The sequence below is a fragment of the Leucobacter sp. G161 genome, assembly GCF_001482305.1.
In the GTDB taxonomy this organism is placed as follows: Bacteria; Actinomycetota; Actinomycetes; order Actinomycetales; family Microbacteriaceae; genus Leucobacter.
Window position 1 is genome coordinate 1 of the sequence record NZ_LOHP01000029.1, and the last position, 23,987, is coordinate 23,987.

23 protein-coding genes are annotated in these 23,987 nt (G+C 66.5%); 16 read left to right on the plus strand and 7 right to left on the minus strand.

All coding sequences use genetic code 11. The features are described from left to right. The 4 genes from recR to AUL38_RS02935 all read left to right on the plus strand — a co-directional run. The coding region (gene recR / locus AUL38_RS02920) for a recombination mediator RecR (RefSeq protein WP_059059195.1) at positions 1-477 on the plus strand (477 nt) is incomplete at its 5' end. A gap of 150 nt (positions 478-627) precedes the next feature. After that, positions 628-1,905, plus strand: coding sequence for an aspartate kinase (locus AUL38_RS02925; protein WP_059059197.1), 1,278 nt, complete (start codon positions 628-630; stop codon positions 1,903-1,905). 47 nt (positions 1,906-1,952) lie between these two features. Next, positions 1,953-3,020 carry an aspartate-semialdehyde dehydrogenase gene (locus AUL38_RS02930; protein WP_059059199.1) on the plus strand — a complete coding sequence of 356 codons (1,068 nt, stop codon included), beginning with the start codon at positions 1,953-1,955 and terminating at the stop codon, positions 3,018-3,020. 27 nt (positions 3,021-3,047) lie between these two features. Then, positions 3,048-4,268 (plus strand): LL-diaminopimelate aminotransferase, encoded by a 1,221-nt coding sequence (locus AUL38_RS02935; RefSeq protein ID WP_059059200.1) that lies wholly within the window; start codon positions 3,048-3,050, stop codon positions 4,266-4,268. A gap of 55 nt (positions 4,269-4,323) precedes the next feature. Here the strand turns inward: AUL38_RS02935 and AUL38_RS02940 are convergent, their stop codons facing one another. Next, positions 4,324-5,262: a metallophosphoesterase gene (locus AUL38_RS02940; protein WP_059059202.1), complete on the minus strand. Its 939-nt coding sequence runs from the start codon at positions 5,260-5,262 to the stop codon at positions 4,324-4,326. Between the two features lie 18 nt (positions 5,263-5,280). Continuing rightward, positions 5,281-7,905: a transglycosylase domain-containing protein gene (locus AUL38_RS02945; protein ID WP_059059204.1), complete on the minus strand. Its 2,625-nt coding sequence runs from the start codon at positions 7,903-7,905 to the stop codon at positions 5,281-5,283. A 92-nt stretch (positions 7,906-7,997) separates the two neighbouring features. On the opposite strand from AUL38_RS02945, the gene AUL38_RS17065 reads away from it, so the two are divergent. Beyond that, the gene (locus AUL38_RS17065; protein WP_153006446.1) at positions 7,998-8,165 is read left to right on the plus strand and encodes a DUF4177 domain-containing protein; all 168 of its coding nucleotides are present in this window, start codon (positions 7,998-8,000) and stop codon (positions 8,163-8,165) included. 2 nt (positions 8,166-8,167) lie between these two features. Continuing rightward, entirely contained in the window at positions 8,168-8,644 is a 477-nt protein-coding gene (locus tag AUL38_RS02950) for a RidA family protein (protein ID WP_059059206.1), read from the plus strand. Between the two features lie 84 nt (positions 8,645-8,728). Here the strand turns inward: AUL38_RS02950 and acs are convergent, their stop codons facing one another. Further along, a complete protein-coding gene (gene acs / locus AUL38_RS02955) occupies positions 8,729-10,735 on the minus strand; it encodes an acetate--CoA ligase (protein WP_059059208.1) in 2,007 nt (668 codons plus the stop codon). A gap of 154 nt (positions 10,736-10,889) precedes the next feature. Here acs and AUL38_RS02960 point away from each other — a divergent pair, with 154 nt between their 5' ends. Further along, the gene (locus AUL38_RS02960; RefSeq protein ID WP_059059229.1) at positions 10,890-11,894 is read left to right on the plus strand and encodes a CpaF family protein; all 1,005 of its coding nucleotides are present in this window, start codon (positions 10,890-10,892) and stop codon (positions 11,892-11,894) included. Beyond that, the gene (locus tag AUL38_RS02965; protein WP_059059209.1) at positions 11,869-12,861 is read left to right on the plus strand and encodes a type II secretion system F family protein; all 993 of its coding nucleotides are present in this window, start codon (positions 11,869-11,871) and stop codon (positions 12,859-12,861) included. The genes AUL38_RS02960 and AUL38_RS02965 overlap by 26 nt, the downstream gene beginning before the upstream one ends. Here AUL38_RS02965 and AUL38_RS02970 read toward each other — a convergent pair. Then, on the minus strand, positions 12,800-13,534 hold the full coding sequence (locus tag AUL38_RS02970) for a DUF998 domain-containing protein (RefSeq protein WP_059059211.1): 735 nt from the start codon (positions 13,532-13,534) through the stop codon (positions 12,800-12,802). The genes AUL38_RS02965 and AUL38_RS02970 overlap by 62 nt on opposite strands. Positions 13,535-13,981: 447 nt before the next feature. On the opposite strand from AUL38_RS02970, the gene AUL38_RS17965 reads away from it, so the two are divergent. From AUL38_RS17965 to AUL38_RS02985, 3 genes are read left to right on the plus strand one after another with little or no spacing between them, the layout of a single operon-like run. After that, positions 13,982-14,149 carry a DUF4244 domain-containing protein gene (locus tag AUL38_RS17965; protein WP_369795289.1) on the plus strand — a complete coding sequence of 56 codons (168 nt, stop codon included), beginning with the start codon at positions 13,982-13,984 and terminating at the stop codon, positions 14,147-14,149. A 2-nt stretch (positions 14,150-14,151) separates the two neighbouring features. Further along, positions 14,152-14,520, plus strand: a complete 369-nt coding sequence (locus AUL38_RS02980) for a pilus assembly protein (RefSeq protein WP_235590580.1) — start codon at positions 14,152-14,154, stop codon at positions 14,518-14,520. Further along, positions 14,517-14,849, plus strand: a complete 333-nt coding sequence (locus AUL38_RS02985; RefSeq protein WP_059059215.1) for an Rv3654c family TadE-like protein — start codon at positions 14,517-14,519, stop codon at positions 14,847-14,849. Before AUL38_RS02980 ends, AUL38_RS02985 begins: the two co-directional genes overlap by 4 nt. Positions 14,850-14,996: 147 nt before the next feature. Here AUL38_RS02985 and AUL38_RS02990 read toward each other — a convergent pair whose 3' ends face one another. After that, positions 14,997-15,374, minus strand: coding sequence for a thioredoxin family protein (locus AUL38_RS02990; RefSeq protein ID WP_201023669.1), 378 nt, complete (start codon positions 15,372-15,374; stop codon positions 14,997-14,999). A gap of 55 nt (positions 15,375-15,429) precedes the next feature. Next, on the minus strand, positions 15,430-16,374 hold the full coding sequence (locus AUL38_RS02995) for a DUF808 domain-containing protein (RefSeq protein WP_059059217.1): 945 nt from the start codon (positions 16,372-16,374) through the stop codon (positions 15,430-15,432). A gap of 256 nt (positions 16,375-16,630) precedes the next feature. Here AUL38_RS02995 and topA point away from each other — a divergent pair, with 256 nt between their 5' ends. The 3 genes from topA to AUL38_RS03010 all read left to right on the plus strand — a co-directional run bounded on the left by topA (position 16,631) and on the right by AUL38_RS03010 (position 21,248). Beyond that, a complete protein-coding gene (gene topA / locus AUL38_RS03000; RefSeq protein ID WP_059059219.1) occupies positions 16,631-19,459 on the plus strand; it encodes a type I DNA topoisomerase in 2,829 nt (942 codons plus the stop codon). A gap of 7 nt (positions 19,460-19,466) precedes the next feature. Continuing rightward, on the plus strand, positions 19,467-20,087 hold the full coding sequence (gene tmk / locus AUL38_RS03005) for a dTMP kinase (protein ID WP_059059221.1): 621 nt from the start codon (positions 19,467-19,469) through the stop codon (positions 20,085-20,087). A gap of 321 nt (positions 20,088-20,408) precedes the next feature. After that, positions 20,409-21,248, plus strand: a complete 840-nt coding sequence (locus tag AUL38_RS03010; protein WP_059059233.1) for a CPBP family intramembrane glutamic endopeptidase — start codon at positions 20,409-20,411, stop codon at positions 21,246-21,248. 23 nt (positions 21,249-21,271) lie between these two features. Here the strand turns inward: AUL38_RS03010 and AUL38_RS03015 are convergent, their stop codons facing one another. Next, positions 21,272-22,585: a glutamyl-tRNA reductase gene (locus tag AUL38_RS03015; RefSeq protein ID WP_059059223.1), complete on the minus strand. Its 1,314-nt coding sequence runs from the start codon at positions 22,583-22,585 to the stop codon at positions 21,272-21,274. A 110-nt stretch (positions 22,586-22,695) separates the two neighbouring features. On the opposite strand from AUL38_RS03015, the gene hemE reads away from it, so the two are divergent. Together hemE and AUL38_RS17660 are read left to right on the plus strand one after the other, a co-directional pair. Next, entirely contained in the window at positions 22,696-23,805 is a 1,110-nt protein-coding gene (gene hemE / locus AUL38_RS03020) for a uroporphyrinogen decarboxylase (RefSeq protein WP_059059226.1), read from the plus strand. Then, a partial coding sequence (locus AUL38_RS17660) for an FAD-dependent oxidoreductase (protein ID WP_059059228.1) occupies positions 23,795-23,987 on the plus strand: 193 nt, incomplete at its 3' end. The genes hemE and AUL38_RS17660, both read left to right, overlap by 11 nt.

A 23,987-nucleotide genomic window follows, 5' to 3' on the forward strand; every position in this document is an offset into this window, starting at 1 on the left:
CTGCTCACCGAGGTGCGCGAGCGTGTGCGCTTCTGCGAGGTGTGCGGCAATATCACCGAGCAGGTCCGCTGCAGCATCTGTTCGGATGCGCGTCGCGACCACACGCTCATTTGCGTTGTCGAAGAACCCAAGGACGTTGTCGCGATCGAGCGCACCCGTCAGTTCCGTGGGCTGTACCACGTGCTCGGCGGTGCGATCAGCCCGATCGATGGGATCGGCCCAGACGACCTGAGCATTCCCGCGCTCATGCGCAGGCTCGGTGAGGCCACGGGCGATGATCGTGTCCGTGAGGTCATCATCGCCACCGATCCGAACCTTGAGGGTGAAGCCACCGCAGCGTACCTTTCGCGGCTCCTCACGAGCATCGAGGTGCCGGTCTCCCGTCTCGCATCGGGACTTCCCGTGGGCGGCGATCTCGAGTTCGCGGACGAGGTCACGCTCGGTCGCGCTTTTGAGGGCCGACGCATCGTCGAATAAAAGAGACGTCAATGCCTCTTCGCGTGCAGCTTCTGCGGGCTTCAGGCCGCTCGATCGAGTAACGCTTCGTCACGAACAGCTGAGCGGGCGCGGTTGGCGCATGTGGTGACCGCTAGACTGAAACCTGGCCCAGAACCAAGGAGGACCCTCGTGGCATTGATCGTGCAGAAGTTCGGGGGGTCGTCTGTCGCCGACGCGGAGAGCATTAAGCGCGTCGCGAAGCGGATCGTCGAGACCCGCCGCACCGGCAACGAGGTCGTTGTTGTGGTGAGCGCCATGGGCGACACCACCGACGAACTCCTCGATCTGGCCGCTGACTGCACGCCGATCCCGGCGCCGCGCGAGCTCGACATGCTCCTCACCGCGGGCGAGCGCATCTCGATGGCGCTGCTCGCAATGACCATCAAGGGCATGGGCGTTGAGGCGCTGTCGTTCACCGGCAGCCAGGCTGGCATGATCACGACGCCCGACCACGGCTCCGCGAAGATCGTCGACGTGACCCCTGGCCGTGTGCGAGAGGCGCTCGATTCGGGCGCCGTCGCAATCGTCGCAGGCTTCCAAGGGTTCAGCCGTGACTCGCGAGACATCACCACCCTGGGCCGCGGCGGCTCTGACACCACCGCCGTCGCCCTCGCCGCGGCGCTCGACGCTGATCGGTGCGAAATCTATACCGACGTTGACGGGGTCTTCACGACCGATCCGCGCGTCGCCCCGCTCGCCAAGAAGATCGACGCGATCTCCTCCGAGGAGATGCTTGAGCTCGCAGCCGCGGGCGCGAAGGTGCTGCACCTGCGCGCTGTCGAGTACGCGCGCCGACACGGCGTCGAGCTGCACGTTCGATCGTCCTTCTCAGGCGAGCCGGGAACCGTTGTGTACACGCCCAAGACTGGGCACCCGAAGGGAGATCTTGTGGAAGAGTCGGTCATCACTGGCGTTGCCGCCGAGGCGAGCGAAGCGAAGATTACTGTGGGCGGCGTTCCCGATATTCCGGGCAAGGCAGCGCAGATCTTCGAGGTCGTCGCATCGACGAACGCGAACATTGACATCATCGTCCAGAACATTTCCGCGGCCGACACGAACCGCACCGACATCTCCTTCACCGTGCCGATGGAGGAAGGCCGCAAGGTCACCGAGGTGCTCGAAGCTGAGCGCGAGGCGCTCGGCTACGAGACGCTGCTGTACGACGACCAGATCGCAAAGATCGCCGTTGTCGGTGCCGGCATGCGCACGAGCTCTGGCGTCTCGGCACAGCTGTTCCGCGCGCTCTACGAAGCGGGCATCAACATCGAGATGATCTCAACCTCCGAGATCCGCATCTCCGTTGTCACCCGCGCCGACCTCATGGAGAAGGCCGTGCGTGTGCTCCACACCGCATTTGGGCTCGACGCTGACCACTCGGCGACGGTCTACGCGGGCACCGGCCGCTGACGCAGGCCACCACACTCATCCGAGCCAGAAGGACAGGATCCACACACATGACTGCACAGCAGGGTTTCTCCGTCGCCATCGTTGGCGCAACGGGACAGGTCGGCACCGTCATTCGTGCCCTCCTCGAACAGCGTGATTTCCCGGTCGCGTCGCTGCGGCTCTTCTCGAGCGCGCGCTCGGCGGGCACCACGTTGCCGTTCCGCGGTGCGGAGCTCACCGTCGAAGACGTCGCGACGGCAGACAAGACCGGCCTCGACATCGTGTTGTTCTCGGCAGGTGGCGCCGCATCGAAGCAGTACGCGCCTGAGTTTGCCGCGGCGGGCGCCATCGTGATCGACAACTCGAGCGCGTGGCGACTCGATCCGAGCATCCCGCTCGTCGTAAGCGAGGTCAACCCCGAAGCGCTCGACGCGACCGTCGCCGCTGGCCAGGGCATCATCGCCAACCCGAACTGCACGACCATGGCAGCGATGCCGGTCATGAAAGCGCTCGACGCCGCGGCCGGCCTCGAGCGCATGCAGGTCACTACCTTCCAGGCTGTATCGGGATCGGGCCTCGCAGGCGTCGCGGAACTCGCCGGCCAGGTGACGGCAGCCGTTGAGACGGGCAAGATCGAGGCGCTCGTGCACGATGGCCGCGCCATCGATTTCGTTGCACCTGCGGTGTACGAGAAGACCATCGCGTTCGACGTCGTTCCGCTCGCCGGCTCAATCGTCGACGATGGCGAGGGCGAGACCGACGAGGAAAAGAAGCTGCGCAACGAGAGCCGGAAGATTCTCGGCCTCCCCGAGCTGCTCGTCTCAGGCACCTGCGTGCGGGTCCCGGTCTTCACCGGGCACTCGCTCGCGATCCACGCGGAGTTCGCGAACGAGATCACCGCTGACCGCGCACGCGAGGTGCTCGCGGCGGCTCCCGGTGTTGAGCTCAGCGATGTGCCGACGCCACTCGAGGCTGCTGGCAACGATCCCAGCTACGTCGGCCGCATCCGCGCCGACCAGTCGGCCCCCGCTGGCCGCGGGCTCGTGTTCTTCGTCTCGAACGACAACCTGCGCAAGGGCGCTGCACTGAATACCGTGCAGATCGCCGAGGTCGTCGCAGCCAAACTCTCCGACTAACCCACCGGAACAGACAGGATCTCCCCGATGATCACCAACCAGCACTTCGGGGAGATTCCCCAGTCGTATCTCTTCAGCGAGGTTGCGGAGCGGGTTCGCCGCTTCGAGACACAGCACCCTGAGGCGCGCGTGCTCCGGCTCGGGATCGGTGACGTCACGCGCCCGCTTGCACCCGCGGTCGTCGAGGCACTGCACCGCGCGGTGGACGAGCAGGCGGCAGCCGCATCGTTCCAGGGATACGGCCCGGAGGCCGGTTACGGGTTCCTCCGCGAGGCAATTGCTGCGGGGGAGTACGCCGCGCTCGGCGTCGACGTCTCGGCCGACGAGATCTTCATCGGCGACGGCTCGAAGTCAGACTCGGCGAACATCCAAGAACTCTTCTCGGAGACCGCACGTGTCGCGGTTACCGACCCGGTCTACCCGGTCTACGTTGACTCGAACGCGATGGCGGGCAGGATCGGCAGCTTCGACGGGGAACGATGGACGGGCCTGACCTACATGCCCTGCGACGACACGAACGAGTACCGGCCAGCGCTTCCAGCCAAACCCGTCGAACTCATCTACCTGTGCTCCCCGAACAACCCGACGGGCACGACGCTGTCGCGCGACGACCTCACTAAGTGGGTCGAGTATGCGCGGGAAACCGGCGCCGTGATCCTCTTTGACGTCGCCTACCGGGCCTTCATCACCGGCGACGATGTGCCGCGCTCGATCTACGAGATCGAGGGCGCTGACGAGGTAGCGATCGAATTTGGTTCGTTCTCGAAGACGGCCGGCTTCACCGGGCTGCGCTGCTCGTGGACGGTCGTGCCCCGGAACCTGCGGCGCGATGGCGTCTCGCTGAATGCGATGTGGCTCCGGCGGCAGTCGACGAAGTTCAACGGGACCCCGTACATTGTGCAGCGTGCGGCAGAAGCGACCTATGGCGCGGCCGGGCGTGCGCAGGTGCAGGCAGACGTCGAGTACTACCTGGCGAATGCGCGCCTCATCCGTGAGACCCTTGAAGCCGCCGGCGTTGCCGCTGTGGGCGGCGAGCACTCCCCATACGTCTGGTTCCGCTGCCCGCGCGGTATGGATTCGTGGGAGTTCTTCGATGCGCTCCTCGAACGGGCGCAGATCGTCGGCACCCCCGGGGTCGGCTTCGGGCCGACCGGGGCCGGGCACTTCCGGCTCAGCGCATTCAATACCGCTGAGGCGACGCAGGAGGCCGCAGGGCGACTCGCGAGCTTCCTTGCCACCCTTGGCTGACTGAACGGGCTCCACGGCGGTGTAGGGGCGTCTAGCGCGCCCCTACACCAGCGCGTTAGACGCCAGGCGCGCTGAGCGTGATGAGGCTCGCCTCGGGTCGGCACGCGAAGCGCACCGGCGCGTAGATCGAGTTGCCCAGACCGGCACTCACATTGAGGTACGCGGCGCGGTGTGCGTCGTACCAGACGCTCAAGCCACGGGCTTGGTCGTTCGGGAGGTCACTGTTGGAGGTGAGCGCACCGATGCCGGGGACGCGTACCTGGCCGCCGTGTGTATGGCCGGCGAGGATGAGATCGGCGCCCTCGTCGAGGAGCTCGCCAAGCGCCGACTGGTAGGGGGCGTGGACGACGCCGATGCGGGTGGGGGCGTTGTCGGCGCGCTCGTCGAAGCCGAGCCCCTGCGCGGCAATCTCCGACCGCATCTGAGCGCCATCATCAAACCTGATGTGCGGATCATCGAGTCCGAAGAAGTCCAACTGCGAACCGCGCAGTTGGAGTGAGGCTGCGGAGTTGTTGAGGTTCAGGAACCCCAACTCTTCGAGCCCGGCCGTCAGCTTCGCGTTGTCGATATCTTGCTCGCGAGTGCTGAGCCGGCTCGGCTCCTTGAGATACTTCAACGGGTTCTTCAGCTTCGGCCCGTAGTAGTCGTTGGAGCCGTGCACGAACACCGTCGGCGTGCCTGCAAACGCTGCGAGCGTGTGCAACAGCGATGGCCGCGCCCCGGTGTGCCCCATGAGGTCACCCGTGAGCACAACGAGGTCGGGCTTGAGCGCTGCGAGTGAACGCACCCAGTTCATCTTGTTCGTCTGCCACGGGGCCAGGTGCAGGTCGGAGAGCTGCAGCACCCTGACGGGGGCCGCGCCCTCGCGCAGCACCGGGACTTCGAGGCGTCGAACGGTGAAGAGACGTCGCTCGATCACGGTCGACCAGAGCAGCACGCCCGCTGCGGCCCATCCCAGGGCCGCAGCGGTGTTAGAGCGCGGTGAACGCGTCATCGTTCCTACCGTCGCCGACTACGAGCAGTTCACGCTGAGCGTGACGCGCTCGTTCAAACGGATCTCTTCGCCAGCGGCGGGTGAGACAGATTTCACCTTGTCCTTGCCCTTGTCGACCTTGCCGTCGGCAGCACACGTGACGCTCACCGAGGTAAAGCCGGCCGACTTCAGCGCGCTCTCTGCCTCGTTCGCGGTCATGCCACCGAGGCCGCCAGGTACCGCGCCTGCGTTGCCGCGCGAGCGGTACAGCGTGATCTCGGCGCCAAGTCCGGTCGCGGCACCGATGCCCGGGTCGGTCCTGGCGATCATGCCCTTCGGCACTGACGAGTCAACCTCGCCGCCGTCGCGGTATGCGAATCGAGCGTTCGTGATGATGCTTGCGGCCTCGTCGAAGGACTTGCCGCGGACGTCGGGAACGTTGACCATGGTCTGCTTGAGCGCTGTCTCGGCTGGATCGCCGAAGCCCTCGCCGCCGTACTTCTCATCGGCGACGTACATGACTGCCGGCCAGATGCGGCTGTCCGCTGCGGTGAGACCCTGGTAGCCGCCGAAGTTACGCGTATCGACGCGCTCACACCCTACCTGTCCGAGACACTGCGGGTTCGGGCCGACGTTGCCGACCCAGGTCGCGGTCGCGACCTTGCTCGATGCGCCGACCGTCCAGTTATCGATGTAGCTGTCGGTGGTTCCGGTCTTCGCAAGGTGCGGCGTGCCGAACGCGGACGCCGCGTGGCGGGCGATGCCGTTGGAGATCGTGTACTCGAGTGCGTAGGCGACGCCCGCGGCGACCTCTGGCGAGAGCGCCTCAGAGCATTCGCCCTTCTTGAATGGCACTGGCTCGCCGTCGGGCCCGGTGATCGAGTCGATGGCGACCGGGGTGCAGACCTTGCCCTTGCCAGCGAACGCACCGAACGCGGTGGCCATCGTGATGGGGGCCATCTCGTCGGTACCACCGTAAACGTTCGATGGGTTGCGCGTGAGGTTGTACGTGTCGTAGTTCGGCAGGTCCGTGTTGGTCATCTTCGAGGCGCGGTGCATGAGCAGCCGGTCGGCCATGTCGAAGGTGTCACAGAGATCCATCTGCTGCTGCATCGAAATCACGCCACCGTTGAGCGACTGACCGATGACTGTCAACACAGACTGGTTGCCGCGAACGCCGAGGTTATCGTTATTCGCTTCCCACGAGCCGTAACCGTAGACGCCACCGTCGACGCAGCTCGCGCGAATGCTGGATTCCTGGATGGTGCGGCCGCTGGCGTTGACGACGTCGCGCACGGAGTGCCCGGTGCGGATCCACTCGGCGAGAGTAACAGCCTTAAACGTTGAGCCGACCTGGAAGCCGGAGGAGCCGCCGTCGCTCTGGTCGGTGTTGTAGTTGATTGAGGTGTATCCCTGCGACATGAGCGCTTCATCGTTGCTGTAGGGCCTGTTCTGGGCCATGGCGAGCACCCGGCCGGTACCGACCTCCGTGCTCACCGTGGCGCCGCCAACGTCAATCCCCTCCATCACCTGGGGAACGTTTCCGCGGACTGCGTCGGTTGCTGCCTTCTGGAGATCGAGGTCGACCGTCGTGTAGATGTCGAGGCCGCCGCGACGCATGTTGAAGTCGCGGGTTTCAGCGTCAGCGCCGAACTGCTCATCCTTCTTGATCTGGTTCTGCACGTAGTCGCAGAAGTGGCCAAGGCCGTAGGTCTGCTCCGCGACGGCACAGCCCTGAACTCGCTGCGTGATCACGGGCTCGACGGGGGTCGCTACCGCTTCGTCGTGCTGCGCCTGCGTGATCTTGCCGTGAGCGAGCATCTGTCGCAGGATGAGATCGCGTCGTTCCTTATTCGCGGGGATGTTCTCTTCAATGTCCAGCTGGTACGCCGTCGGACGGTTCACGATCGCGATGAGGCTTGCTGCCTGTGGAAGCGTGAGATCCTTCGCGGTGGTGTTGAAGAAGAAATGCGCGGCTGACTCGATGCCGTAGACCTGGCGGCCGAACAGAGTGATGTTCAGGTAGCCGGTGAGGATCTCGTCCTTGGTGAACTTCTTCTCCACCCCAATCGCGAGCTTCATCTCCTTGAGCTTGCGGTCCATGCTCTCCTGCATGGCAAGCTCGTACGCGGCGTCCTGCTCTTCGGGGTCGGGGATCGCCGTCGACTCCTGCACGAGGACGTTGCGCACGTACTGCATGGTGATCGTCGAAGCGCCCGAGCGGCCGGAGCTACCGGCAACGTTCTGCACGACCGCGCGCGATGCCGCGAGAGCGTCGACGCCGCCGTGGGTGTAGAAGCGCGGGTCCTCGATCGCAACGAGTGCGTCCTTCACATACGGTGAGATGTCATCCCAGCCGACCGGGATACGGTCCTGCTCATAGAACTCGGTGATCTTGACGTTCTTGTCACCCTGCTTCGCCCACAGGGTGCTCGGCTGTGCGAGCGCACCAGGCTTCAGGTTGCTTGGCAGGTTCTCAAAGATGCTGACAGCTGAGGTTGCGGCTGCGCCCGAGAGCGCCACCACGGGGGTGACTGCTGCGGTGACAAGAATGCCGGCGATGGCACTCATGGCAACCGCACCGAGGATTCCGCCGAGCACGCCACCAGCTGAACGAGGTTTAGCTGTGGGTACGCGCGAAGACTTTGTGGCCTTTGGGGTCATAGACTCAAGGGTAGGCGATAAAAGCTGGCAATCAGCGCCGCTCGCGCCGAATCTCGGCAATTTCACCCGTTACGTTCAAGAAGGAGTCTCACGTGAGTGACACCCCAGAAGCACCGCGTTGGGAGTACTTTGTGACTCCGCTGCTGCTGCACAACGAAGCTCAGATCCTCAATAACTGGGGAGCACAGGGCTGGGAACTCGTGCAAATTATCGAGGGTCCCGCCGGCGGCAACGTTGCTTATCTCAAGAGAAGGGCCTAAACATGGCATCTGTGATCGAGGATCGCATCAGCGAACTTGGATTCGAAATCCCCGAGATCGTCGCAGCGGTTGCGGCGTACGTCCCGGCGATACGTGACGGCGACTACGTCTACACGTCGGGTCAGCTGCCCTTCGCGAATGGCGCACTCGTTGCCACGGGCAAGGTCGGCGAGGGCGAAGGGCTCGTCTCGCCAGCGCAGGCTGAGGAGCTCGCGCAGCTCTGCGCGCTGAACGCGCTTGCTGCGGTTCGCGGCGTGCTGGGGTCGCTCGACAACGTTGAGCAGGTCGTGAAGGTGACCGCTTTCGTCGCGTCTGACCCGTCGTTCACCGGCCAGCCCACCGTCGCGAACGGCGCATCGGTGTTCCTCGGCAAGGTGTTCGCCGATCAGGGCATTCACGCCCGCTCGGCAGTCGGCGTCTCGGTGCTCCCGCTCGACGCCCCGGTCGAGGTGGAGTTCATCTTCCGGGTACGCGACTAAGACTCGCTCGGAGCTCGCCTCCGAACGCACGAGAGGGGCGGTGGATCCACTTGGATCCACCGCCCCTCTCGTCTCTGCGGCGTGCTACTTCGCGCTCTCACGCTCCGCGACGACACTGTCGGAGATGAGCTGCATCACCATGGTGTCGGCGAGCGTCGTCGTGTCACCGATCTTGCGGCCTTCGGCAGCATCCTTGAGGAGGCGCCGCATGATCTTGCCCGAGCGGGTCTTCGGCAGTTCGTTCACCAGGTACACGTTTCGCGGCCGCGCAATCGCACCGATGTGTGCCGAGACGTGCGAGCGAAGCTCCTGCTCCGCGTCCGCTTCGGTGAGCAGCTGCTGCTGCGACTTGAGAATCACGAACGCCACGACAGCCTGCCCCGTCGTGGGGTCGTCGGCGCCGACAACCGCGGCCTCCGCGACCGCGTGGTGGCCGACGAGTGACGACTCGATCTCGGTGGTTGAGAGGCGATGGCCCGAGACGTTCATCACGTCGTCGACGCGGCCGAGGAACCAGATGTCGCCGTCCTCATCGAGCCGAGCCCCGTCACCTGCGAAGTACTTATCGCCGAACTTGCCCCAGTAGGTATCGATGTATCGTTGCGGATCGCCCCAGACGGTGCGGGCCATGGACGGCCACGGCCGATCCACCGCGAGCAGACCACCGTTGCCGTTCTGTACGGGGTTGCCGTCGTCGTCGACGACGCTCACAGCGACGCCGGGTTGCGCGATCTGCGAGCTGCCTGGCTTGAGCGAGGTGAGTCCGGGCAGCGGCGAGATCATGATTGCTCCGGTCTCGGTCTGCCACCAGGTGTCGACGATTTGGGTCTTCCCGCCGCCGATGACCTCCTGGTACCAGCGCCACGCCTCGGGGTTGATCGGCTCGCCAACGCTGCCGAGCAGTCGCAGACTCGAGAGGTCGTACTGCTCGGGAATCTGGCGACCCACCTTCATGCAGGCGCGGATCGCGGTGGGCGCCGTGTAGAAAATGGTGACGCCGTACTTCTCAACGATCTGCCACCAGCGGCCCCAGTCGGGCGAATCGGGTGTGCCCTCGTAGAGGATCTGCGTTGCGCCATTCGCGAGTGGTCCATAGACGGCATAGCTGTGTCCGGTCACCCACCCGACGTCGGCCGTGCACCAGAACACGTCGGTCTCGGGCTTGAGGTCGAAGATGTCGCTGTGCGTGGTCGCGACCTGGGTGAGGTAGCCGCCGGAGGTGTGCAGGATCCCCTTCGGGCGACCGGTGGTGCCTGAGGTGTACAGGATGAAGAGCGGGTTCTCAGCAGGGAAGCCCTGCGCGGTGTGCTCGCCGTCGAACGCAGTGATCTCCTCGTGCCACCAGAGGTCGCGGCCCGCCTGCATATCGATGTCGTTGCCGCCGCGCTGCACGACGAGTACATGCTTGACGGTGCTCGGCTTGCCGTCGGCGTTCTCAAGCCCGAGAGCTTGGTCCACGACCGGTTTCAGCGGTGATACGCGCCCCTTACGGAAACCGCCGTCAGCGGTGATGACGACCTCAGCCTCTGCATCGTCGATGCGTGACCGGAGGCTTTCGGCGCTGAAGCCGCCGAAGACGACGGAGTGTGCTGCTCCGAGCCGGACGACCGCGAGCATCGCGATGACCGTCTCCGGGATCATCGGCATGTAGATCGCAACGCGATCCCCGGCGGTGACGCCAAGGCTGGTGAGCATGTTGGCTGCCCGCTTCACCTCATGGGTGAGTTCAGCGTACGTGAGGGTGCGGGTGTCCCCGGGCTCACCCTCGAAATAGTATGCAACTCGATCCCCCAGCCCGTTTGCCACGTGCCGGTCGAGGCAGTTCTCGGCGACGTTGAGCTCCCCATCCGCGAACCACTTCGCAAACGGTGGGTTCGTCCAGTCGAGCACCTCGGTGAACGGCTTGCGCCAGGTGAGGCGCTGCTGCGCCTGCTCTGCCCAGTACGCCTCGGGGTCCGCAGCCGAGCGGAGGTAGATCTCCGAAGAGTTTTGGTTGGCCTGCGCGCGGAAGTCCGCGGAAGGGGGGTAGCTCTCTTGTTCGTCGTGTGCGAGGGAAGAAAGACTTTCGATAGTGCCGTGATCGTCGCTCATGGCTACCCTTTCAATCAGGAAACGTCATTGTCTCGCTTCATGGTAGACCCCAAAGCTCCCTCCCCAGGCCCCCCGAAAGAGGGGACCTCGGCACACCGTGCACATTTCCCACGGGATGGTTGCGGCGGCACGCGCGCTCGGATTGCCTGGGAATATGGAACTGGGAGAGCGGCAGAGCAGGGCGCATCGGTCGACCGCGCTGGGCGGTGACGCCCGCCGAGCGCTCGGGGGCCTGTTACCGCTGTTGGACGATCCGGGTGTTCGCGACGTGATGCTGCACGTGCGCGAGGGGCAGGGCCAGCTGTGGATCGATCGCGGGCAGGGGGCCGAAGCGATCTCGGGGTGGGAAGCGCCCGCCGCGGAAGTCCGCAGGCTTGCCATTGCGCTCATCGCCGCGGGTGGCAGACACCTCGACGAACTCAACCCCGTCGCCGATGTCCGTCTCGGTGACGGGATTCGGGTCCATGCGGTGCTCGACCCGGTCGCCGTGTCCGGTCCCGTGCTCTCGATTCGGCTACCGGCGCTGCGATCCCCTGACCTCACCGAGCTCGCGGCCGGTGGCTTGTGCTCCAGGCGGGTCGCTGAGGTGCTGCAGCGCAGCGTGGCAGCTCGCCGGAACCTGCTCATCACCGGCGGAGCCGGGAGCGGTAAGACGACGCTGCTGAACGCGCTCCTCGCGCTGGTGGCCGTTGAAGAGCGGATCGTGTCGATTGAGGATGTCGCAGAGCTGCGGCCAACGCATCTGCACCACGTCTCGCTCGAAACACGGCAGGCAAACATTGAGGGCGCGGGCGAGATCGGGCTCGACAGGCTGCTGCGTGAGGCGTTGCGGATGCGGCCAGACCGGATCGTACTGGGGGAGTGCCGGGGCGCCGAGATCGTGACGCTGCTCGCCGCGCTGAACACCGGGCACGAGGGCGGCGCTGGCACACTGCACGCGAACAGCATTCGCGATGTTCCCGCCAGGCTCGAAGCGCTCGGCATGCTCGCCGGGCTCGGTCCGGAGACGCTGGCGCGGCAGGCCATGGCGCTCGACCTTATCGTCCACGTGAGCCGCCGCGGTGGGGTGCACCGCATTGAGCAGCTGGGTGAGCTGCGCATCGGCGACCACGGCACGCTGGAGGTGGCGGCGCATGACGCAGCGGGCCGCGGACGCTAAGCAGGCGGGCGGCCGGGCCGGCGAACTCCTCCGCCGGATCGGCCTGGTCCGGGCCGGCACGAAACGCGCAGATGCGCCCGTCGCCACGGCAGCGGCGACGGCAACCCGCTGTGCGGCGCTGCTCCGCGGAGGCATGTCACCCGCACTGGCGGTGCAGACACTCGCCCGCGACATCGACAGTGTGCAGACGCGGGAAGTGGCGCGCCTCGTACGCGATGGGAGCGGTGTCGGCGATGCCTTCGCACACATCGACGGGCCCGAGTGGCGGGTACTCGGCGCCGCGTGGCACCTCGCGGAGAGCAGCGGCGCACCATTTGCCCCGGCCCTCGATCGGATTGCTGCCGCACTTCGCGGGATCGTCGAGGTCGCCCAGAAGCGCGAGGTGTTGCTCGCGGGGCCACGCTTGACCGCGCGGCTGGTGTCGTGGCTGCCGCTCGCGGCCCTCGCAGTGAGCTTTCTGCTCGGGTTCGATCCGCTGCCGGTGTTCATTACCCCGTTCGGAATGGTGCTGCTGCTCGTCGGACTCCTCCTGCAGATCGTTGGGATGCGGTGGACCAGCGTGCTCACGTCGCGGGTCGCAGACCAAGACCGCGTCGCCGGTCTCGAGTGTGAACTCATGTGGATCGCGCTCGCGGGCGGGGCTCCGCCGCAACACGCGCTTCGCCGCGTCGCAGACGCCGTGTCCGACACCGGAGCGGAATGGATCTCATTCGATAGCCTTCGCGCCGATCGGCCGCTCGCCAGCGCACTCGATACGGCAACGGCGGTCGGCGTGCCAGCCTCCACGCTGCTGCTCGATGCCGCCGGTGAGGTGCGTACGCGTACCCAGGCGCAGCTTGAGCGAGAAGCGGAGCGGCTCGGGATCCGGATCCTCGTGCCCCTCGCCACCTGCGTGCTGCCGGCCTTCATCGCTGTCGGCGTTGTCCCCGTGATCGTGACGCTGTTCGGTGATCTGCTGCCGATGTGACCGCGCTGGCGCCGCTTGCTCCCGCGCGTGGGATGCGCAGGAGCGCGATCGCCATGAGGAACTGCCACGCAAAAAACGTGTAGACGGCTCCGCGCTCGGACACCCCATCTGGAACCAGCGCGTGCAGCACGAGCAGGAGCGCGCTCAGTAGCCCGAGACCGCCGAGGACCGGGCCGATGAGGCGCTGCGCTGCGCTCGGCAAGTACGTGCGGAGCGCGAAGTGCGACAGGATCGCCGCCAGGTTACCGCCAACGATCGCGCTAATCGCGCCTGCCACGTGGATAGTCATGAGCCCCGAGGTGGCATTCGCAGGGGAGCCAGGCACGAGCCCGACAAACGTGATCCCGACGGTGTGCAGCACGCCCGCGCCGAGAAAGTACCAGCGTGATGCTCCGCCCTCGAGGGACGGCCAGAGAACGCACAGACCCAGCAGGAACAGGAGGCCAGAACCGATGAACCCTGCGTTCATCACCTCCGGGATCTGCGAGGCGAGCATGCGCCCCTCGAAGTCACCGTGCTCAGCGACCCCGAGATCACTGATGTAGAAATACGCGTAGCTGTAGCCGTCAAAGGCCGTGGCCGTCACCGCCTCGCACAGGAGGTACCAGAGCGGGGCGAGGAGCCAGAGGAGCCCCGTAGTCTGCGGGGCCTGGCGGAGCGTGTTGGCTGTCACTGCATCTCCAAATGGTTGCGCGGGTGAGCGGAGCGACGCTACCGCTTCGCTGCAGGGAGCGGCATGCGCTGTGGCTTCGACGATACCCAGGCATGGTCGTCTCAGGCGGCGGTGCAGCCGCAACCCACGCATGTTCATCGAGCGTTCACCCGCACCGAGCCGTTCTCCACAGTGGCACCGTTGCCGCACGCGGACGCGAGCAGTCCACACATCCGGGATCGGGGCGCACGCGAAGCGATAACTCGGCGACCATCGAAGGCAAAGACGGGAATCGAGACGGCAGTCGGCCGGAGCGGCCCGTGCACAGAATAGGAGAGCAACATGAGTGCGACAGGCCTGAAAACAGGCACAACCCCAACGAGAACACGTCCCACGTATTCCTCACCAGCGCCACGAGGCGGCGGCTTTTCGGGGCGGGAGCGGGAGCGGGAGCGAGGTCGCGGTCAGCTGCGGAGGTTCCTCGCGGACGAACGCGGTGCGGTCACCGCGGAGTACGCGCTCGTCATCATGGCTGCGGTCGCGTTCGCCGGGCTGCTCATCGTGATTATGCGGTCGGAGGAAGTCCGGGCGATGCTGTTGTCACTCGTGCAAAATGCGCTCGGCAGCGCAGGCTAACGATGCTGCTGGGCGCCCTCGCCGCTGACCGCCGAGGTTCGGTGACCGCGGAGTTCGCGATCACGGTGCCGGCGGTCTTGCTCGTGCTCGGACTCGTCGTTGGGAGCGTGCAGCTCGCAGCGCAACGGGTCTCGCTGACCGCCCTCGCGGGCGATGTTGCGCGTTTGGAGGCACGCGGAGACAGCGCGCTCGCCGCAGCCCGGCTCAGCAGCGTCACGGGGAGCATCAGCATTACCCGAAACGACGACGGACGGGTGCTCTGCGTTGCTGCGACGATGGGGCCAGACGCCGGGATCCTCGCGGCCCTGTCGGTAACTGGGCGTGGATGCGCGGCGAAGTCTGAAGCGGTGGGCGGGGGTGCGCAGCCGTGAGCGTCCCGGTGATGGTCGCTGTGGCGGCCGGGACAATCCTGCTCGGGGTGCCGGTGCTCGTCGCGTCGGGCACCGTCGTCGCGGGCGCTCGCGCTGTAAACGCCGCGGACGCAGCTGCGCTCGCAGCTGCCGACGCGATGCTCGGCATCGCGGTCGCTACGGACACGGATCCCTGCGGCCTTGCCGGTGAGCTCGCCACCCGTCACGGTGCGACGGTGGCGCGCTGTGACCTCGCCGAATCGCAGTTGGAGGCGCGGATCACTGTGGTGGTGCGCAGTGGGCTGATGACGGTGACACGGGAGGCGCGTGCTGGCCCGCCTCATGGCTGAGGGGTGTGTTGCAGCGGAGCCGTGCGATGTCACGGAGATGCTTGTGCGGCTGAGTGGTGGCGTGCTCCGAAGCCGGTCACCGCGAGAGAAGCCGGAGCGGGCCTCCGAGACACGGAGCAGAATCCCGAGTGAAGCGGCGCGCTCCGTTCACACTGCGCCGCCGGGGGCGCCCGGGACGCTACCCTCAGCGCTGTTTGGCGCGCTGTCTCGTGCACCGTCGAGTGAAGCTGTGAGCGCCGCAGAGATCGCTTCCACCTCCGGCCAGCCAGCGAGGCTGGACGCAGTCGGGTAGACCCGGCAGGCAAGGTCGGTTGTGCGGCTGGCGCCGGGAAACAGATCTTCCCCGTCGATGAGGATCGTCGGTGAGCCCGCGAACGCGAAACGAGTCGCGTCGTCACGAGACTCGATGAGCTGCTCTTCAACTGGCACGCTGCCGAGTCCAACCGCGTCGAGCGCAGTACGCAGCCGCGTCATGGTTGGCGCCGCGCTCGGGCAGTCAGCGATCACAAGAACCTGTACTTTCACAGCATCACTGTATCCCTGACGGGCCCGCGCAATTGTCGCCGTTCGGGTCGGCTGGTCACGAGGCTCGGGCGGCCGGCTGCTTGAAGCGCAGGCGCGCGAAGAGCGCGAGCACGAGCATCACGACGGCGCCCCAGGCGAGTCCGAACACGGCGGAGAGGCTCGAATCGAGGAGCCAGGTGACGATTCCTGGTGCGCTCACCGCACCCACGATCGAGCTCACGAGGTCGTAAGGCGCGGCGAAACCGACCTCGCCGAGGTTCACGAGCAGAATGTGGCCGCCGACCCAGAGCATCGCAAGCGCGCCGACGACGGTGAGACCCTTAAACACCCACGGCATTGCCTTCACGAGGCCGGTGCCGATCGACTGCAGCCAGCGCGCTGGCTTTTTGATGAGCCAGAACCCGACGTCGTCCATGCGGATGAGCAGCGCGACGGTACCGTAGACAGCAACCGTCATGAGCAGACCGACAACGATGAGCGTCGCGAGTCGGATACCCCAGCTCGATGCCTCAATGTTCGCGAGCGAAATAAGCATGATCTCGATGCTCAGCACGAGATCCGTGCGCACCGCGCTCGACACCATCTGCTTCTCGTCTGTCGTGGTGCGCTCCACTACCTGCTCGACCCCGGCCGTGCCGGAGTGCGAGGGCTTGATCCAATGCCAGACCTTCTCGGCGCCCTCGTATGCGAGGTAGGTGCCGCCGGCGAGAAGCAACCACGGGAAAATCCATGGCGCCCACGTGCTCAAGAGCATGATGCCGACAATGATGATTGCCTTGTTCATGAGCGAGCCGCGTGTGATCTTCCAGACGACGGGGAGTTCCCGCTTCGGGGTCAAGCCCTGCACATACTGGGGCGATACTGCGGCGTCGTCGATTACGACGCCGGCGGCCTTCGCCGAGGCCTTCGCTGCCCCCGCAACCACGTCGTCGATGGACGCTGCAGCGGCCCTAGCGAGTACGGCGATGTCATCGAGAAGGGCGAAGAAGCTAGCGCTCACGTGTGTGGCCTCTGAGATAGGGGAGTATGGAAGTCCAGGATAACCCGTGACGGGGCTATGGGTTCTGCGATCTTGTGGGAGTATTCTCACGAAAGTTCCCGTTCGGCGTACCAGGAGCCCATCGGCGACGACGACTGCGGGCCGGGTCCGGGAGAATGAATGACAGATTCTCACGCGACTGTGTGTATCGTTGCCGTGCAGGGAGCCCTGCGCGACGAATCGCGTGTACGGGATACAAAGCAAGAATTGGAGTGCCGTGGGCAAGAAGCTTGTCATCGTGGAGTCGCCGACAAAGGCGCGCACGATCGGTGGTTACCTCGGCGACGATTATCACGTCGTCGCATCCGTCGGCCACATTCGCGACCTCGCGGAACCCTCGGAGCTCCCGGCCGAACTCAAGAAGGGTCCCTTCGGGAAGTTCGGCGTCGACGTTGAGGACGGCTTTACGCCCTACTACGTCGTCAATGACAACAAGAAAAAGACGGTCACCGAGCTCAAGCGGGCCCTGAAAGATGCGGACGAGCTGTGGCTCGCAACTGATGAGGACCGCGAGGGTGAGGCCATCGCATGGCACCTCCTTGAGGTGCTGAAGCCGAAGGTGCCAGTGCACCGCATGGTGTTCCATGAGATCACCAAGGACGCCATCGAGGAAGCGAAATCCAACACCCGCGACCTCGACATCGCGCTCGTCGACGCGCAGGAGACCCGCCGCATCCTTGACCGGCTCTACGGCTACGACATTTCGCCGGTGCTCTGGCGCAAGGTTGCCCCGAAGCTGTCGGCTGGCCGCGTGCAGTCCGCAGCGACCCGCTTGGTCGTCGACCGTGAGCGCGAGCGACTCGCCTTCACCTCCGCCGAGTACTGGAGCATCGATGCTCGCTTCGAACCGGCCGACGACGCAATCGACCGGGTGCCGTTCGAGGCCAAGCTCGTGCGCCTCGACGGCAAGCGTGTCGCGTCGGGCGGCGACTTTGACGACAGCGGCCAGCTGAGCCCGAAGGCCGTCAAGGCCGGGGCAATCGCGCTCGACGGCACACGCGCCGAGGTGCTCGCGAGCGCGCTCGACGCCGGCCCCAAAGCTGAGGTTCGCTCGCTCGAAACGAAGCCGCACACCCGCCGTCCGGCGGCGCCGTTCACGACCTCGACGCTGCAGCAGGAGGCCTCCCGTAAGCTCCGCTACAGCTCGCGCCAGACAATGTCGTTCGCGCAGTCGCTGTACGAGAACGGCCACATCACCTATATGCGTACTGATTCGCCGACGCTCTCGAAGCAGGCGATTCAGGCCGCGCGCTCGCAGGCAGCGGATCTCTACGGGGCGCAGACCGTCCCGGCCGAGCCCCGCGTCTACACGGGCAAGTCGAAGGGTGCGCAGGAGGCGCACGAGGCGATCCGCCCGGCAGGCGATGAGTTCCAGCGTCCGAGCGAGCTGAAGGGCAAGCTCACGCAGGGCGAGTTCGCGCTGTACGACCTCATTTGGAAGCGCACCGTCGCCAGCCAGATGGCAGATGCCAAGGGATCGACCGCGACGGTCACCGTCGGCGTGCCGGTCGCCGAAGCGAACGGCAGCACCGACGCAGAGTTCACCGCGAGCGGCACCGTCATCACGTTCCCCGGCTTCCTCCTCGCCTACGAAGAGGGCAAGGACGAGAAGCGCGGCGACGCTGACAAGGCGAACGTTTCGCTCCCGCAGCTCGTCGAGGGCCAGCAGCTTGGCATCAACGAGCCGCAGGCGAAGAAGCACGAGACGAGCCCGCCGCCGCGCTACACCGAGGCGAGCCTCACGAAGCGCCTCGAGGAGCTCGGCATCGGCCGCCCCTCGACGTACTCCGCCATCGTGTCGACGATCATGGATCGCGGCTACGTCTCGAAGCAGGGCCAGGCCCTCGTGCCGAGCTGGATCGCGTTCTCCGTGGTGCGGCTGCTCGAGGAACACTTCGCGGCGCTCGTCGATTACGACTTCACCGCTGAGATGGAGAGCGATCTCGACGAGATCGCCGCCGGCAAGACCGACCGCTCCGCCTGGCTGAAGGACTTCTACTTCGGCAGCGACAACCACCCCGGACTCCGCGGCGTCGTTGACAACCTCGGCGAGATCGACGCCCGCGCGATCAATACGATCCGCATCGACGACCAGATCTCGCTCCGCAACGGCAAGTACGGCCCCTACCTTGAGGTGTACGACGAGAAGAGCGAGGTCGACGAGAACGGCGAGCTCAAGCCGCGCAGCGTGAACATCCCCGATGGCATGGCTCCCGACGAGCTCACGCCCGCCCGCGCGCACGAGCTCGCGGACGCCGAGCCACTCGAGGACCGCGTCGTCGGCCTGCACCCGGTCACCGGCAAGCGCGTCATCGCGAAGAACGGCCGCTTCGGCCCGTACGTGCAGGAGCTACCGAACGAAGACGAGGAGCTCCCGAAGGGCGAGAAGCCGCGCACCGCGTCGCTGTTCAAATCAATGGACCCTGCGACCGTTGACCTCGACACCGCCGTTGCGCTGCTCGACTTGCCCCGCACGGTCGGCAACGACCCCGAGTCGGGCGACCCGATTACCGCGCAGAACGGCCGCTACGGCCCGTACCTGAAGAAGGGCAGCGACACCCGCACGCTGCCGAGCGAGGACGCGATCTTCTCGATCGACCTGCCCGGCGCGCTCGAGGTGCTCGCGCAGCCGAAGTACGGCGCGAAGAAGGCGAGCGCTGCGCTCAAGGAATTCGAGGCTGACCCCGTGAGCGGCAAGCCCGTGAAGGTGAAGGACGGCCGCTTCGGTCCGTACGTCACCGACGGCGAGACGAACGCGACGATCCCGCGCGGCGACTCCGTCGAGGACATCACCTTCGAGCGCGCAATCGACCTGCTCGCAATCAAGCGCGCGAAGGGGCCAGCCAAGAAGAAGAAGGCTCCCGCGAAGAAGCCCGCCGCGAAGAAGACGGCGGCCAAGAAGCCAGCTGCGAAGACGGCCGCGGCCAAGAAGGCCGTTGACCCGGCCCGTTCGGCAGCCGCGAAGAAGGCCGCTGAGACCCGCAAGGCGAACGCCGCGAAGAAGGCCGCAGAAGCCGCCGAGGCTGCCGCGGCAGCAGCGGAGTAGCCGGCGCATGTTCATCACGCTCGAGGGCGGGGACAGTGTCGGAAAGACGACGCAGGCGGCCCTGCTCGAGGATTGGTTGATGGGCGAGGGCCGCGAGGTGGTGCGCACGCGCGAGCCAGGCGGCACCCCGCTCGGCGTTGAGGTGCGGAGAATCCTGCTGCACGGCGGCGACGAGATTGGTGCGGTGGATCCGCGCGCGGAGGCGCTCCTGTACGCGGCAGATCGCGCGCAGCACATTGCCCAGGTCGTACGCCCGGCGCTCGCTCGCGGCGCGGTCGTCGTGCAGGATCGCTACATCGACTCCTCCCTCGCGTATCAGGGCGCTGGCCGTGTGCTCGACGTCGACGAGGTGCGGCGCATCAGCGAGTGGGCCGCTCAGGGCCTGTGGCCCGACGTGACCGTGCTGTTTGACCTCGCACCCGAGGTCGCGGCAACACGGCGTGCGTCACGCGAGGACGACCGGCTCGAGGCCGAGCAGCAGGAGTTCCACGAGGCCGTGCGGAGCGCCTACCGTGACCTCGCGGCTGCCTCACCAGGCCGCTTCCTCATCGTCGACGCCTCGGGCACTCCGGAGGAGATTCACGCGATCGTGCGCGCCCGCGTCGCCGAGCGGATCGCCGCGGGCTAACCCGACAAGCCTCGGAACGGCCTGCGGCAGCCTCGCTCCCATGCAGTCGCCCGGCATGCCTCCGTGCTTGCGCCGTGATGCCCCGGCGTGCCGCGCGGCATGCATCCTCAAACCCCCGTGTAATCCATTCCGACCGGTGTTCGGCCTTCGCAAGAGTTGGTCTGAATTAATAGGGTCGGAGAGGAAGGCAGGCGAGCACACAGCGAGAGACCTGGCGCGCACTCTTGGAAGTGAAGCACCTCTGTTCGTGTGAGCGTGCGAGGAGTACGATTTTCCGCACAGACGCAGCCCATCGGCGGCGTACGCGAACGGGGGATCGCCATGCACACGCTCGACACCAAACACCGGGAATCTCGGTGGCGCACGTTCTGGGCTCGGGGCGGCTGGTGGCGGGCGCTGCTTGTGGTCGCTGGGTATGCGGTCGCCTATCAACTTGCCCCGTTCGCATTTCTGCCGCTTACCCGAGATCTGGTAGCCCAGAACGTCTTCGCGACGCCGGGGGGTGTGTTCGCTGGTCTCGGACTACCGGTGATGATCGGGTCGGTAATCCTGCTCGGCTTCGCGTGGTCGCTCGGCTGGCTGCCGCGCCCGCTGTTCACCGCACAGCCGGTCGGACGTTCCTGGTGGATGTGGCTCGCGCCCGCCGTCGTCATGCTCCCGGTCGTGCTGCGACTCATCGGGATTGACTATGGCGCGTACGGCCCGGGGGTCGTCGCGATGGCGTTTGCCTCGGGACTGTTCATCGGGTTCTCCGAGGAGCTGCTCTTTCGTGGCCTGACGGTCACCCTGCTGCGTCGCGGCGGCTACTCGGAGTGGGTCGTGGCGGCGGTGTCCTCGCTGCTGTTCGCGGCGATGCACGCCGTGAACATCTTCACCGGGCAGTCGCTGAATACGGTGCTCGGCACACTCGCCTACACCTTCGTGTTTGGCGTGCTCATGTACCTCGTCATGCGGGTGACCGGGAATCTCATCTGGGCGATGTTGCTTCACGGCCTCACAGACCCAAGCACGTTTCTCGCAACGGGTGGCATCGACGCACACGGAGACGGCGGTGGCGCGGGCCTGAGTCTCGAGCTTGCCGGGCCCGCCACGGTGCTGCTCATGTTTAGTGGGCTCGTGATGCTCGTGTTCGTTCGAGGCAAGGCCCGGCGGCTGAGCTAGTCGCTGATCCGCACCGCGCCCGGCTACTCGTGGCCGCTGCCGAGGGCTGCCGAATCGATGCCGAACAGCGTCTCCAGCGCCTCCGCAGCATCGGGCACACGGCCCTCGCGGCCCAGCGAGCGGATCCGCGTCATCGGGGTGTGGAGGAGCTTGCCGGTGAAGCGTCGCAGGGCAGCCTCGACCTCCGCGGTGCGGGCGGCAGCGGACTTGGCAGATGCGGCGTCTGTGGCCTCGTCTGCGGCGAAGCCCGCTGAGGCGTCCGCGGCGGAGCCAGAGGCGATCCTCGCGCGGCAGAGTTCGTCTTCGAGGATGCCGAAGACATGGGTGCGGAGTGCGAGCAGCGCCGGGAGCGCGTCGCGTTCGGCGCGCGAGGCGGAAAACTCCGCCGCTGCCTGGCTCACGATGTCCTGCGCTTCTGCGGCGGTGCTGAGTTCCGCTACCGGAGCGTGCTTCGCGATCCCCTCGATGTCGAGCAGGTCAATGCCGGGCAGCTCGGCCACCGCGTGATCGATGTTGCGCGGCATTCCGAGGTCGATGAGTAGTCGGGGCCGGGCGGCGTCCGCGACCGGGCGGAGGAGCTCGGCGGTGAGTACCGGTTCCTCCGCACGGGTGCAGGCGATGACGAGCTCTGCTTCCGCGAGGGCAGCCTCGAGGTCGTCCCGGTGGGTGACGGAGAGGTCGTGCTGTTCGGCGTAGGCCTCGGCGCGGCCGGAGGGTGAGAACACGCGGATCGTCTCGACGCCGCGGGCCCGGAGCGCGGTCACCGTCGCGCCAGCGTAGGCGCCGGTGCCGATGAGGAGCACGCGCACGGTGCCCCAATCGGGGACCCGGGCCTCGGAGATCCGCAGCGCGAGTCGCACGAGCGAGCGGCCGGCTGAACGAATGTCGGTGCGGTGCCCGACGTCGCGCGAGGTGCGCGTTGCGGTGCGGAACAGGTGTTCGAGATCGTGGGTGAGCGTGCCCCGGTCGCGGGCGTCGTCGTGCGCGCGCCTGACCTGACCCGCGATCTCGCTCTCGCCGACGACGGCGGACTCGAGGCCAGCCGCAACCGCAAACAGGTGCTGGGCGGTGGCGTGCTCGGTCGCGAGCGCTGCGACGGCTCGGAGCTCGGTCCGGTCGACGTGCGCGGCGGCCGCAACCCGCGCGAGGATCTCGGCGCTGCGATCCTGCCCGGTTTCCGCGTACACCTCGAACCGGTTGCACGTTGCCACGACGACGGAGCCAGCGGTGAGCGTGGGGTCGTCGAGCCCCGCAGCGATCTCCGTTGAGCGCTTCGAGAGTGATTCGAGGAGTTCGAACGGGGCGCTATCGAGGCTGACAGAAAGGGAAAGAAGCATGGAATGATCTCGGTTCGAGCGGTCGGTGCGTGGGACAAGACCCAGCAAACCACCCCAAGCTGAACACATCTGATCTATCACATCAGATCTATGGGTTACTATCTCGATCGATGAAACTTCTCAGCGAAACCCACCCACTTGTCTCCGGTGCCACGAGCGATTCTCCGCTGGTGCAGGCCCTCCGCGGCGAGCGCCCCGAACGCGTCCCCGTATGGTTCATGCGGCAGGCGGGGCGATCGCTCCCCGAATACCGTGCACTGCGATCTGAGCATCGTATGCTCGACGCCTGTTTGAACCCTGAGGTTGCGAGCGAGATTACGCTGCAGCCCGTGCGCAGGCACGGCGTCGACGCGGCTGTGTTCTTCAGCGACATCGTCGTGCCGCTGCTGATCGCGGGTGTCGACGTCGACCTCGTTGCCGGCACGGGACCCGTGTTTGCGGAGCCCGTGCGAACCGCCGCGGACGTCGCCAGAGTCAAGGCTGAGTTCACGCCTGAGCGGATGCGGGAGGCAATCGGCCCGATCCGCGATGCTGTGGCCCTGACGGTAGCGGAGCTCGGGGAGACGCCGCTCATCGGGTTCGCGGGTGCGCCGTTCACGCTCGCCGCCTACCTCGTCGAGGGTGGGCCGTCGCGCGAGCACCTGCGCGCGCGTGCGCTCATGCACTCGGATCCCGAGACCTGGCGTGAGCTGCTCGCGTGGGCGGCTGATCTCAGCGCGGTGTTCCTCGAGACTCAGATCGAGGCCGGCGCGAGCGCCGTGCAGCTCTTCGACTCGTGGGCGGGCTCGCTGAGCGTGGAGGCGTACCGTGCGAACGTTGCCCCGGCATCGCGGCGCGCGCTCAGCCTGGCGCGCGAGTTCAGGTTCCCGAACCCGCGCGACACGGCGACGCAACTGCGGGTCCCGGTGATCCACTTCGCGGTGGGCTCGGGGCACCTGCTTGAGGAGCTCGCCGCGCTCGACCCGGATGCGGTCGGCGTCGACTGGCGACTCCCGCTGGATGAGGCGAGCGCCCGGCTGCGCGACCTGTTCCCGCTCCAGGGCAACCTCGACCCGGCGTTCCTCAGCGCGCCGCCCGAGGTGCTCGAAGCCCACGTCGCCGATGTGCTCGCGCGAGGCGAGCGAGCACCCGCACACATCCTCAACCTCGGGCACGGCGTCCCGCCAACGACCGACCCCGATGTGCTCACGCGCATCGTGCAGCTCGCACATGACCGCTAGCCCACACGTCGCCGTTGTCGGCGGCGGTGTTGCGGGCCTCGTCGCCGCGCGGGAGCTCGCGCTCGCGGGCGCTCGCGTGACGGTCCTCGAAGCAGCGCCTGAGCTGGGCGGCCGCGTGCGCGCGGTCGAACTGGCCGGCGCCCCGTTCGACATGGGGGCCGAAGCGTTCGCGACCCGCGGTG